We start from the raw sequence: 13,615 nt of genomic DNA on the forward strand, positions 1-13,615 counted from the left end.
AGAAAGCTTTAACGGAGACAGTTATATATATAAATAACTACAGAGAACTGATACTAGGTGAGAGTCAGTGTTCACTTTATAAATATAAAAATCACTCCAGAGCTATCAAGACGAAGTTTAGTAATCGAGATCGGGATTCTTTATTATAAAGAAGTGCCACCGTTATATGGCTAGAGCTAGTTAACAATGGGCTTGAAGAGTTAGTTTACGAGAGTAGACTATAAAAAAGGGTGGTACCACGAAAATCTTTCGTCCCTAGCATACAAATATTTGTATGCTAGGGAGGAAGGATTTTTTTATTCTAAAACATTAAAAGAGGTGGCTAATATGAAAGAAAAAACTATAAAGGGCGCAAAAATAATATTAGAAACATTACATAGACTTGGAGTAAGAGATATATTTGGCTATCCTGGAGGAAGTGTTATTCCAATATATGATGAAATATATGACTTTGAAGGAATAAACCATTATTTTTCAAGACATGAGCAAGGTGCTTCTCATGAAGCAGATGGCTATGCTAGGGCTAGTGGTAAGGTTGGTGTATGTCTTGCTACATCAGGGCCTGGTGCAACAAATTTAGTTACAGGGATTATGACAGCTCACATGGATTCAACTCCTATGATAGCTATAACTGGTCAAGTGGTAAGTGGTTTTTTAGGTAAGGATGCCTTTCAAGAAAGTGATATTGTGGGAATAACTATACCTATAACAAAAAACAGTTATTTAGTAACTGATATCAGGGATCTCCCACGTGTTATAAAAGAATCATATTTTATAGCTTCAACAGGAAGACCAGGACCTGTACTTATAGATATACCAAAAGATATACAGCTCCAAGAAATGAGTAGGGAAGAATTTGAAAAACTATTCCAAGAAGAAATAGACCTTGAAGGATACGAACCCAACTATAAGGGTCATCCAGTTCAAATAAAAACAGCCAAAAACCTTATAGAAAAGTCAAAAAAACCTTTAATAATAGCTGGGGCAGGTGTGCTTAAGTCAGGCGCATGTGAAGAGCTTTTAGAGCTAGCTCAAAGGGCTGATATACCAGTTGTTACAACACTTTTAGGACTTGGATCCTTTCCAAGTACTAGTCCCTTATCCCTTGGCATGCTTGGAATGCATGGAACAGTGTGTGCAAACTATGCCATTGATGATGCGGATCTTATAATAGCTGCAGGTATTAGATTTGATGATAGGATAACTGGAGATCCAGAAAAATTTTGTAAAAATGCAGAAGTTATTCATATAGATATAGATCCAGCTGAAATAGGAAAAAATAAGCTTATAGATGTACCGATAGTTGGAGATCTTAAAAATGTATTAAAGGCTATAAATAAAAGGATAGATAATTATAAACATGAAGAATGGACAAAAAAAATAGGTTCATGGAAAAAAGAATTTCCACTTATCTATGTAAAAAATGATGAAAATAGTCTTATGCCCCAAGAAGTACTTTCAAAATTAAATAGTATTGTAAAGGGAGATGCTATAGTAACTACGGACGTAGGACAGCATCAGATGTGGGCCGCTCAATATATGGACTTTGAAAAGCCGCATTCATTTATAACATCGGGAGGGGCTGGAACTATGGGCTTTGGGCTTCCAGCTGCTATAGGAGCTCAAATAGCCAAAAGAGATGAAAGAGTTATAGCAATTGTAGGAGATGGAGGATTTCAAATGACATCTCAAGAGCTTATGATGATAAAACAATATAATCTTCCTATAAAGATAGTACTTCTTAACAATTCATATCTTGGCATGGTAAGGCAGTGGCAGGATATATTTAATGATAAGAGATACTCCTTTGTAGATTTAGACCACAATCCAGATTTTGAAATGATGGGAAAGGTTTATGGTATAAGAAGCGAAAGTATAAGAACAAAAGAAGATCTAGAAAGTAAATTTCCTGAACTTATAAATTCTCATGAGGTAGTTCTTATAAATTGTATAGTAGAAAAAGAAGCAAATGTATATCCTATGATACCAGGTGGAACGGATGTATCTCAGATGATGGGTTTAAAGGGTCAATAGATTATATAAAGACACTTATATATTTATGGTTAATGCCTTTAAATATAAAAGGTTTTGGGTATAAATAATATTAGGACTATTTGTAAATATTGTTTAAAAACTAAAAGGGAGGTTAAGTCGTGAGTGAATGGCTAAATAATAGAGAATTTAGACAAGAAAAATTAAAAGAAGTTATAAAAGAACTTCATGAAGGAAAGACGGTAGATGAAGTAAAGGCTAAGTTTGCAAAGATAATAGATGGAGTGTCTCCAAAAGAAATAGGGCAAATGGAAGTACAACTTGTAAAAGAGGGTCTCCCCATAGAAGAGATACAAAACCTTTGTGATGTACATGCGGCAGTTTTTAAAGGTACGCTAGATGATATACATCATCCAGAACAAGTGCCAGGTCATCCTGTATATACACTTAAAAGAGAAAACGAAGCACTTGAAGAATATATAGAAAAAACTTTGAATCCTAATATAGAAGACTTTAAAAAAGATGATTCTAAGGAAAATATTTTAAAACTTAGGGAAGACTTTAATTTGCTATGGGATATAGACAAACACTATAGTAGAAAGGAAAATCTAATATTTCCCTACCTTGAAAAATATGGTGTAACAGCGCCGCCAAAAGTTATGTGGGGTGTTGATGATGAAGTAAGGGCTAAGATAAAAGATATAAATTTAAGTTTAAGAAATTATGCTGGTAAAAAAGATGATCTAGTTAAAAAAATGGAAGATGCTATAGATCAAATCATAGAAATGATATTTAAAGAAGATAGTATACTATTTCCTATGAGTTTAGAAACTTTGACAGAGGACGAATGGATTGAGATATATAAAGAGTCTGATGAAGTTGGCTATGCCTTTGTAGTGCCTGAAAAGACCTGGGAGTATGATCGTATTAAAAAGGATAATGGAAAAGAAGATAAAGAAGAAAGGGTGCAAGAAAGCGGAACTGTAAAGTTTGAAAATGGATCCTTATCTCCTGAAGAGTTGAGAAGTATATTTGAAGTGATACCTGGAGAAGTTTCTTTTGTAGATAAAAATGATAGGGTAAAGTTCTTCTCCAAAGGAGAAGATAGAATATTTACTCGTACAAAAACTGTCATAGGAAGGGAAGTATCACATTGCCATCCACCTGGATCAGTTGATATGGTTGAAAAAATCGTTAATGATTTTAAAGATGGAAAGAAGGACAGTGAAGATTTTTGGATTCAAATGGGTGATAAATTTGTCCTTATAAGATTTTTTGCCGTAAGAAATGAAAAAGGTGAATATTTAGGTACATTAGAATATGTTCAAAATGTAAGTTCTATAAGAGAGCTTGAAGGTGAAAAAAGACTTATAGATTAGTAAAATTAATAAAAATTAAAAAGATTTTTATATTTATTTAAAAAAATGAAATGTAGTCAAAGTTAATAGTAATGTGCTGTAGAGGGCTAAAGCATATGTATATAATATTCTGAATTTAAAAAACTTTTAAAATAGTGCTTGACATTAAAGATGTCTTTAGCATATAATAAGGCTTAACATAAAGAGATAGAAAAACAAATGCAAGTGAGAAGAGAAAAAATATTTATTTTGATCCAAGAGAGCTAACGTTTAGGTGTGAGTTAGTATCAAAAAAATATATAATACTAGCTTCTTAGGCAGCTTATCTGAAAGTGGAAATGATTAGGATAAGACGGGTTCTACCGTTACAAGGATACTAGATGATTAGTCTAGGAATGAGGCAGATTTCTGCGAACTAGGGTGGTAACACGAATGGTTTATCCTTCGTCCCTATAAGTTTATATAAACTTATAGGGACGAAGGATTTTTTTATTTTAAGGAGGACTAATAATGGATAAGCAAATATATTTTTTCGATACAAGTTTAAGAGACGGAGAACAATCACCTGGTTGTAGTATGAATAAAAGAGAAAAACTTCTTCTTGCAAAGCAATTAGATAAATTAGGTGTAGATGTAATAGAAGCAGGTTTTGCTGCTGCATCACAAGGTGATTTTGAATCTGTTCAAGAAATAGCAAGAGAAATAAAAAATTCTACTGTGGCAGTTTTAGCTAGGGCAATAAAAGGAGACATAGATAGGGCTTATGAGGCAGTAAAGGAAGCGAAGAAACCTAGAATACATACGTTTATAGCAACATCTGATATCCATATGAAATATAAACTTAATATGAAGCCGGAAGAAGTTATAAAAAGAGCAGAAGAGATGGTAAAGTATGCAAAGTCTTTAGTTCCAGAAGTAGAGTTTTCTGCAGAAGATGCAACTAGATCTTCTACTGACTTTTTAGCCAAAATTTTCGATCGTGCAATCTTAGCTGGGGCTACTATAATAAATATACCAGATACAGTTGGATATGTTACGCCAGATAAATTTTATGAATTTATAATGGAGATAAGAGAAAAATCAAAATATCTAGATCGAGTCACCATATCAGTCCATTGTCACAATGACCTAGGCCTAGCTGTAGCAAATACATTAGCTGCTGCAAAGGCAGGTGCAAGACAGTTTGAATGCACAATAAATGGGATAGGTGAAAGAGCAGGAAACGCAGCCTTAGAAGAACTTATAATGATAATAAAAACTAGAAAAGATATATATGATTTCCAGACAAATATAGTAACTGAAGAAATATTTAAAACAAGCCAATTACTTAGTAGGATAACAGGTTCATATATCCAAGCCAATAAGGCAATTGTAGGAGAAAATGCCTTTGCTCACGAATCAGGGATACACCAACATGGAGTTTTAAATAATCGTGAAACCTATGAGATAATGACTCCTGAATCTATAGGACTTAAGGAAAATAAGATGGTGCTTGGTAAACATTCCGGAAGACACGCCTTTAGGGACAGAATAGAAACTCTGGGTTTTAACCTAGATGAAGAAGAGTTCAATAAAGCCTTTCAACAATTTAAAAGTCTAGCAGATCAAAAAAAGACTATATATGATAGTGATATAGAAGCACTTATTACAAGAAAGACAAATAGGGAGAATAATAAATATAAATTAAAAAGATTTGTCATAAGCAGTGGAAATACAATTTCAAGTGTGGCTTCAGTAGTATTAGATATAGATGGTCAAGTGGTAGAAGGCTTAGCTTCTGCGGGAGGTCCAATAGATGCAGCTGTAAGTGCTATGGAAAAATGTTTAGGTATGGAACTAAGTTTTGAAGATTACTCTCTTCAAAGTATAACAGAAGGAACCGACGCACTTGGGTATGCTAGTGTAAAACTTAAATTTGATGGTAAGACCTATTCAGGTAGGGATGTAAGTGTGGATGTGGTTGAAGCAAGTATAAATGCATATTTAGATGCTGTAAATAAAATATAGGAGGATGGATAAAAATGACAAAGAAGATGACCATGACTCAAAAAATATTAGCTGAACATGCAGGACTTGATAGAGTCCATGCAGGACAATTTATTGAAGCCAATTTAGATATGGTACTTGGAAATGATATAACAGCTCCAGTGGCTATAAAAGAATTTGAAAAAATAGGTGTAGAAGATGTCTTTGATAAGGGAAAAATAGCACTTGTGCCCGATCATTTTACACCAAATAAAGATATAAAGTCAGCCCAGCAGTGTAAGGCAATGAGGGAGTTTGCCTATGATAAGGAAATAGAAAACTATTTTGAAATAGGTGAGATGGGAATAGAACATGCCCTACTTCCTGAAAAAGGATTAGTAGTACCAGGTCATGCAGTTATAGGGGCAGATTCACACACTTGTACTTATGGAGCGCTTGGAGCTTTTTCTACAGGAGTTGGAAGCACTGATATGGGAGCTGCAATGGGAACGGGAAAATGCTGGTTTAAGGTCCCAGAAGCTATAGAGTTTGAACTTGTAGGTGCGCCAAGTAAATGGGTTAGCGGAAAAGATATAATCCTTCATATAATAGGAAAAATAGGAGTAGATGGAGCAAGATATAAGTCTATGGAATTTAAAGGTGAAGGGGCAAAGAACTTATCTATGGATGATAGATTTACTATAGCAAATATGGCAATAGAAGCAGGAGCTAAAAATGGAATATTTGAAGTAGATGAAAAAACAGTAGCATATGTTAAAGAACATTCTGATAAGGAATATAAGACTTACAAGAGTGATGAAGATGCTATTTATAGTGAAAAATATACTATAGATTTAAGTGAGATTAGACCAACTGTAAGCTTTCCTCACAGTCCAGACAACACCAGAACCATAGATGAAGTTGGAGACATAGAAATAGACCAAGTTGTAATAGGCTCTTGTACAAATGGAAGAATAGAAGATTTAAGAGCTGCTGCAAAGGTACTTAAAGATAAGAAAATAGATAAAAAAGTTAGGGCTATAGTATTTCCAGCTACACAAAAGATATATTTAATGGCTATGGAAGAAGGACTACTTAAGATTTTTATAGAAGCAGGAGCAATAGTAAGTACTCCAACTTGTGGGCCTTGTCTTGGAGGACATATGGGAATCTTAGCAGAAGGTGAAAGAGCAGTTGCAACTACAAATAGAAACTTTGTGGGTAGGATGGGACATGAAAAGTCAGAAGTATACCTAGCAAGTCCAGCTATTGCTGCAGCTTCAGCAATCATGGGTAAGATAGCTAATCCAGAAGATATAGTATAGGGGGATAAGATGAAAAATAAAGGTAGAGCGTTTAAATATGGTGATAATGTAGATACAGATGTAATAATACCAGCAAGATATCTTATGAGTTTTGATCCTGAAGAACTTAAGAAATATTGCATGATAGATATAGATAAAGGTTTTGCGAAAGAAGTAAAAGAAGGAGATGTAATAGTAGGAGGCAAAAACTTTGGATGTGGTTCATCTAGGGAACACGCTCCTATAGCTATAAAAGCGTCAGGTGTATCTTGCGTAATAGCTGAAAGTTTTGCAAGAATCTTTTATAGAAACTCTTTTAATATAGGGCTTCCAATAATAGAAAGCAGGGAAGCTTCTAAAGGAATAGATGTAGGAGATGAGGTTGAAATAGACTTTAATATTGGAAAGATAAAAAATAAGACTAAAGACGAAGAATATAAGATAGAGGCTTATCCTGAATTTATACAAGGAATAATAAAAGAAGATGGACTTATAAACTATGTCAGTAAAGAGGTGGCAAGGTAATGGAATATAAAATAGCCCTAGCAAAGGGAGATGGAATAGGACCTGAAATAGTCGATAGTGCGATAGAAGTCTTAGATAAGATAGGAAGTTTGATGGATTATAAATTTACATATAGAGAAGCTCCAGTTGGAGGGGATGCATATGAAAAGTTTGGCCATCCCCTTCCACAAGAAAGTATAGATATATGTAAAGATTCAGATTCGATTCTTTTTGGAGCAGTAGGGGGGCCTAGATGGGACGAACTTCCTCGTGAGAAGAGGCCTGAAATGGCAATACTAGGTCTTAGACGTCAACTGGAAACTTTTGCAAATCTTAGACCAGGCAATCTTTTTAAGGCTCTTAAAGAAGCTTCACCAATAAAGGAAAGTATTATAGGAGATGGCTTTGACATATTAGTAGTAAGGGAACTTACTGGCGGAATATACTTTGGAGAAAGAGGATACAAGGAAACAGAATACGGAAAATCAGCTTATGATATGGAAATCTATAGTGAGTTTGAAATAGAAAGAATAGCAAGAATAGGCTTTGATATGGCTATGAAAAGAGATAAAAAACTTACAAGTGTAGATAAGGCAAATGTACTTGAAACTTCTAGACTTTGGAGAAAGGTAGTTGATAGAGTAGCTAAAGAATATAGTGAAGTAAAGGTAAATCACATGTATATAGATAATGCTAGTATGCAGGTTATAAGAGATCCTAAAGCCTTTGATGTAATACTTACCTCAAATATGTTTGGAGATATAATTTCAGATGAAATAAGTATGATAACAGGTTCTATAGGAATGCTTGCTTCTGCAAGTATAGGAAAAGATAAAAAAGGAATATTTGAACCAATACATGGTTCAGCTCCAGATATAGTAGGAAAGGGAATTGCAAATCCTATAGCTACAATTCTTTCAGCTAGTATGATGTTAAAATATTCTTTTGGACTTGAAAAGGCGAGCCAAATGATAGAAAGAGCAGTTGAAAAAACTTTAGAAGAAGGTTTTAGAACTGCTGATATAAGTGGAGGAGGAGATTTTATAAGTACAGATGAGATGACAAAGGAGGTACTTAAAAGAATTAAAAAATAAGGTACAAAATTAAAATTAGTTGAATAAAAAGACTTGACTAATAAGAAAAGTTGATATATACTAGTTTTAATTTCATAAGAGAAAGCTTTAACGGAGACAGTTATATATATAAATAACTACAGAGAACTGATACTAGGTGAGAGTCAGTGTTCACTTTATAAATATAAAAATCACTCCAGAGCTATCAAGACGAAGTTTAGTAATCGAGATCGGGATTCTTTATTATAAAGAAGTGCCACCGTTATATGGCTAGAGCTAGTTATCAATGGGCTTTAAGAGGTAGTTTATGAGAGTAAACTATAAAAAAGGGTGGTACCGCGAAAATCTTTCGTCCCTAGAATACATTTATGTGTTCTAGAGACGAGAGATTTTTTTTATACAAAAAAGCATAAGAGAGGTGGCTTATTGTGATAGAAAAAACTATAAATGGTGCAAAAATAATATTGGAATCACTTTACAGGTTTGGAGTAAGGGATGTATTTGGATATCCAGGTGGAAATGTTGTTCCCATATATGATGAATTATATAAATGTAAAGATATAAAACACTATCTTCCAAGGCATGAACAGGGTGCATCACATGAGGCAGATGGATATGCTAGAGTTAGTGGCAAGGTAGGAGTATGTGTAGCGACATCAGGACCAGGGGCAACAAACTTAGTTACAGGAATCATGACAGCACATATGGATTCGGCGCCTATGTTAGTTATAACTGGTCAAGTTTCAAGGCAGTTTTTAGGAAAGGATGCCTTTCAAGAAACAGATATATTTGGAATTACAGTTCCTATTACAAAGACTAATTACTTGGTGCAAGATATAAAAGATCTTCCTAGAATTATAAAAGAAGCACATACTATAGCTTCAACAGGAAGACCAGGGCCTGTACTTGTAGATATACCAAAAGATATACAGCTCCAAGAAATGAGTAGGGAAGAATTTGAAAGACTTTTTGAGGAGGAACTTCATTTAGAAGGGTATGAGCCAAATTATCAGGGTCATCCAGTTCAAATAAAAAGAGCTAAAAAACTTATAGAAGAGGCAAAAAGACCTCTAATATTAGCTGGGGCTGGAATACTTAAATCAGGAGCACATAAGGAACTTATTGAATTAGCAGAAAAGTGTAATATCCCAGTTGCGTCAACACTTTTAGGACTTGGGGCTATTCCAACTACTCATAGTCTAGCTCTTGGAATGATAGGGATGCACGGAACAGTAAGTGCAAATTATGCTTCTAGTGAAGCAGATCTTATAATAGCAGCAGGTATTAGGTTTGATGAAAGACTTACAGGAGATCCTAAAAAGTTTTCAGAATATGCAAAGTTAATCCACATAGATATAGATCCAGCAGAGATAGGAAAAAACAAGTATATAGATGTTCCAATAGTAGGAGATCTTAAAAATGTATTAAGTGATTTAAATAAAAGAGTGGATCAATTAGAGCATAAATCTTGGATAGAAAAGGTGGATTCCTGGAAAAAAGAATATCCAATTACTTATGTAAAAAAGAATAAAGATGTACTTATGCCACAAGAAGTACTTGTAGAATTAAACAAAATAGTTAAGGGCGAGGCTATTATATCAACAGATGTAGGACAGCATCAGATGTGGACTGCTCAATATATGGACTTTAAAAAACCAAATACACTTATAACATCAGGGGGAGCTGGAACTATGGGATTTGGTCTTCCAGCAGCTATAGGAGCAAAGATAGCAAAACCGGATGAAAAGGTAGTTTTAATAACAGGAGACGGAAGTTTCCAGATGACATTTCATGAGCTTATGCTTATAAAAGAATATAAACTTCCTATAAAAATAGTAATACTAAATAACTCATATCTTGGGATGGTAAGACAACTTCAAGATGTATATACTGAAGGAAGATATTCCTTTGTAGAATTAGACCACAATCCAGACTTTGTAACCATTGGAAATGCTTATGGTATAAAAAGTGAAACTATAAGCACAGAAGAAGAGTTAAAGACTAAACTTCCTGAACTTATAAATTCTGATGAGGCTGTTTTAATAAATTGTATAGTAGAAAGAGATATCAATGTATATCCTATGATACCAGGTGGGACTGATGTTTCCCATATAATTGGCTTAAAGGGGGAGTAAATGTGAATAAAGGTTATGACATACTTGTAATTGCTAAAAACACAAATGGTATAGTCGTTAGAATAATGTCCCTTTTCAATAGAAGAGGATATTATGTAAAAAAAATGACCGCAGGTATAACAAACAAACCAGGATACACTAGACTGACCTTGAGTGTCGAAGGTGATGATGAGATACTTGATCAAATTCAAAAGCAAGTTTATAAAATTGTAGATGTGGTAAAGGTTAAGATCTTTCCGGACACGGGAGTAATAAGGCGTGAAATGATGCTTATAAAGGTTAAATCAAATAATGAAACAAGGGCACAAATAGTACAAATAGCAGAAATTTATAGGGGTAAGGTCCTCGACACATCTCCAGAGTCCTTAACAGTTGAACTAACGGGAGATGTGGAAAAATTAAGAGGTTTTATAGATATGATGGAAAAGTTTGGTATTCTTGAGATTGCAAAGACAGGTGTACTTGCAATGAGTAGGGGAGAAAAGCTTTAATAATAAAAAATAAAAGGAGAGATTTAAAATGGCTAAAATGTTTTATGAAGAGGATTGTAAAATAGAAAATATACAAGATAAGAAGGTGGCAATAATAGGTTATGGTAGTCAAGGTCATGCACACTCACTTAATCTTAAAGAATCAGGAGTAGATGTAGTTGTTGGTCTTTATGAGGGAAGTTCTTCTTGGCCAAAAGCAGAAGAGGCAGGCCTTAAAGTAAAAACAGCAGATGAAGCTGCAGCTTGGGCTGACATTATAATGATGCTTGTAAATGATGAAAAACAAGTTAAGATTTATGAAGAAAACATAAAACCAAACTTAAAAGAAGGAAATTACTTAGCATTTGCACATGGATTTAATATTCACTATGGTCAAATAGTTCCTCCAAAAGATGTAAATGTATTTATGGTTGCACCAAAGGGACCAGGACATACTGTAAGAAGTCAATATCAAGAAGGAAGAGGAGTTCCGTGTCTTGCAACAGCTCACCAAGATGTAACAGGAGACACTATGGATGTAGCCCTTGCTTATGCAGCAGGTCTTGGCGGATCTAGAGCGGGTGTACTTGAGACTACCTTTAAAGAAGAAACAGAAACTGATCTATTTGGAGAGCAAGCAGTACTTTGTGGGGGAGTTACTGAACTTATGAAGGCTGGTTTTGAAATACTTGTAGAAGCAGGATATGATCCAGAAAGTGCTTACTTTGAGTGTGTGCATGAAATGAAACTTATAATAGATATGGTAAACCAAGGTGGACTTGGCTATATGAGATATTCTATAAGTGATACAGCAGAATTTGGAGACTATAAAGTTGGAAAAAGAATCATAACTGAAGAAACTCGTAATGAAATGAGAAAGGTTCTTAAAGAAGTTCAAGATGGAACTTTTGCTAGAGAGTGGATTTTAGAAAATCAAGCAAATAGACCATACTTTAGAGCTACTAGAAGAATGGAAAGCGAACATCCAATGGAAATAGTAGGAGCTAATCTAAGAGATATGATGAGCTGGATAAAAAAATAAAGTAAAACTAAGGAAGTGTTTAGGATGAAAAGTTACAATGTAAAAATGGGAGTTGAAAAGTCGCCTCATAGATCACTTATGAAGGCGCTTGGACTTATAGATGAAGAAATAAAAAACCCACTAGTTGGTGTTGTAAATACGTTTAATGAAATAGTTCCAGGGCACAAACATTTAAGAGAAGTTGCAGAAGCAGTAAAAACAGGTGTAAGAATAGGGGGAGGAACTCCATTGGAGTTTCCTTCCATTGCTGTTTGTGATGGTATAGCTATGAATCACGAAGGAATGAAATATTCCCTAGTAAGTAGGGAGCTTATAGCTGATACTGTTGAAGTAATGGCCCTTGCACATGGTCTTGATGGACTTGTAATGATACCAAATTGTGATAAGGTTGTACCAGCTGTGCTTATGGCTGCAGCAAGACTTGATATACCAGCAATAATAGTAAGTGGAGGTGCAATGCTGGCTGGAAAACATAAGGGTCAAAGAATAGACTTAAGCACAATGTTTGAAGCTGTGGGAAGAGTAAATGCAGGTACACTTTCAGAAGATGAACTTTTAGAGATGGAAAACAGTGCTTGTCCAAGTTGTGGTTCTTGTTCAGGTATGTTTACTGCAAACTCTATGAATTGTATGACTGAGGCCCTTGGAATGGCCCTACCTGGAAATGGAACTATTCCAGCTGTATATTCAGAAAGAATGAGACTTGCAAAATATACAGGTATGCAGATAATGGAACTTATAGAAAAAGAGGTAACCCCAAGTATGATACTTACAGATGATGCATTTCATAATGCACTAGCAGCTGATATGGCTTTAGGTTGTTCTACAAATACTGTGCTTCACTTGTCAGCTATAGCTTATGAAGCAGGAGTTGAAATGGATTTAGATAGGATAAATGATATGTCTAGTAAGGTTCCAAATCTTTGTAAACTAAGTCCAGCAGGACCATATCATATACAAGATTTATATGAAGCTGGAGGCATAATGGCCTTAATGAATGAACTAAGTAAGAAAGATTTATTGAAACTTGATAGTCTTACAGTTATGAATAAAGCTATAGGAGAAACTATAAAAATACAAAAAGCTATAGGAGATAAAATAATTGCTCCAGTTGAAAAACCATATAGTGAAACTGGTGGAATTGCAATTCTTAGGGGTAACTTAGCTCCAGATGGTGCAGTAGTTAAAAGATCTGCTGTGGCAAAGGAGATGTTAGTTCACTCAGGACCTGCTAGAGTATTTGAAAGTGAAGATGAAGTAGTAGAAGCTATCTTATCTAGAAATATAGAAAAAGGTCAAGTCCTCGTTATAAGATATGAAGGGCCAAAGGGTGGACCTGGTATGAAAGAGATGTTAGCTCCTACTTCAGCACTTGCTGGTATAGGAATGGATAAAGATGTAGCACTTATAACTGATGGAAGATTCTCAGGCGCTACTAGGGGAGCTTCTATAGGACATATATCCCCAGAAGCAGCAGAAGGTGGTCCTATAGCACTTGTGAAAGATGGAGATATTATAGAAATAGATATGAATAAAGGAATATTAAATTTAAAAATAGATGACAAAGAACTGGAAGCTAGAAAGAAAGATTGGACGCCTAAAAAGTCAGACGCTAAAGGTTATCTATTAAAATATCAAAAAATTGTAAAATCTGCTTCAACAGGGGCAATATGTAAACCATAAAAGTTACAATAAAAAACCTTAGGAAATTAAATACAAGGGGGACAATATGAGGCTTAACTTTGTAAAGGTAAACCCAGTAGAAAATATGA

General features: G+C 34.6%; 10 protein-coding genes and 2 other annotated features. All 10 genes read left to right on the top strand.

Going from position 1 to position 13,615, the window contains the following annotated elements; all coding sequences use genetic code 11:
* Nucleotides 1-327 precede the first annotated feature (327 nt).
* The gene (gene ilvB, locus ACTHW2_RS05320; protein WP_442262904.1) at nucleotides 328-2,034 is read left to right on the top strand and encodes a biosynthetic-type acetolactate synthase large subunit; all 1,707 of its coding nucleotides are present in this window, start codon (nucleotides 328-330) and stop codon (nucleotides 2,032-2,034) included.
* 119 nt (nucleotides 2,035-2,153) lie between these two features.
* Nucleotides 2,154-3,371: a DUF438 domain-containing protein gene (locus tag ACTHW2_RS05325; RefSeq protein ID WP_442262905.1), complete on the top strand. Its 1,218-nt coding sequence runs from the start codon at nucleotides 2,154-2,156 to the stop codon at nucleotides 3,369-3,371.
* A 194-nt stretch (nucleotides 3,372-3,565) separates the two neighbouring features.
* Nucleotides 3,566-3,805 (top strand) — a binding site (T-box leader).
* A 55-nt stretch (nucleotides 3,806-3,860) separates the two neighbouring features.
* Complete coding sequence (locus tag ACTHW2_RS05330) at nucleotides 3,861-5,357, top strand: 2-isopropylmalate synthase (RefSeq protein WP_442262907.1); 1,497 nt, start codon at nucleotides 3,861-3,863, stop codon at nucleotides 5,355-5,357.
* A gap of 14 nt (nucleotides 5,358-5,371) precedes the next feature.
* Entirely contained in the window at nucleotides 5,372-6,640 is a 1,269-nt protein-coding gene (gene leuC / locus ACTHW2_RS05335; RefSeq protein WP_442262909.1) for a 3-isopropylmalate dehydratase large subunit, read from the top strand.
* 9 nt (nucleotides 6,641-6,649) lie between these two features.
* Nucleotides 6,650-7,144: a 3-isopropylmalate dehydratase small subunit gene (gene leuD / locus ACTHW2_RS05340; protein ID WP_442262911.1), complete on the top strand. Its 495-nt coding sequence runs from the start codon at nucleotides 6,650-6,652 to the stop codon at nucleotides 7,142-7,144.
* A complete protein-coding gene (gene leuB / locus ACTHW2_RS05345) occupies nucleotides 7,144-8,217 on the top strand; it encodes a 3-isopropylmalate dehydrogenase (RefSeq protein WP_442262913.1) in 1,074 nt (357 codons plus the stop codon). Before leuD ends, leuB begins: the two co-directional genes overlap by 1 nt.
* A gap of 78 nt (nucleotides 8,218-8,295) precedes the next feature.
* Nucleotides 8,296-8,556, top strand: a binding site (T-box leader).
* Between the two features lie 68 nt (nucleotides 8,557-8,624).
* Entirely contained in the window at nucleotides 8,625-10,331 is a 1,707-nt protein-coding gene (gene ilvB, locus ACTHW2_RS05350; RefSeq protein ID WP_442262915.1) for a biosynthetic-type acetolactate synthase large subunit, read from the top strand.
* A gap of 2 nt (nucleotides 10,332-10,333) precedes the next feature.
* Nucleotides 10,334-10,822, top strand: a complete 489-nt coding sequence (gene ilvN, locus ACTHW2_RS05355) for an acetolactate synthase small subunit (protein ID WP_442262916.1) — start codon at nucleotides 10,334-10,336, stop codon at nucleotides 10,820-10,822.
* 28 nt (nucleotides 10,823-10,850) lie between these two features.
* Nucleotides 10,851-11,843 carry a ketol-acid reductoisomerase gene (gene ilvC / locus ACTHW2_RS05360; protein WP_442262918.1) on the top strand — a complete coding sequence of 331 codons (993 nt, stop codon included), beginning with the start codon at nucleotides 10,851-10,853 and terminating at the stop codon, nucleotides 11,841-11,843.
* Between the two features lie 24 nt (nucleotides 11,844-11,867).
* Nucleotides 11,868-13,526, top strand: a complete 1,659-nt coding sequence (gene ilvD / locus ACTHW2_RS05365; RefSeq protein WP_442262920.1) for a dihydroxy-acid dehydratase — start codon at nucleotides 11,868-11,870, stop codon at nucleotides 13,524-13,526.
* Nucleotides 13,527-13,615 lie beyond the last annotated feature (89 nt).

Source organism: Tissierella sp. (assembly GCF_052089545.1).
Taxonomy (GTDB): Bacteria; Bacillota; Clostridia; order Tissierellales; family Tissierellaceae; genus Tissierella_A.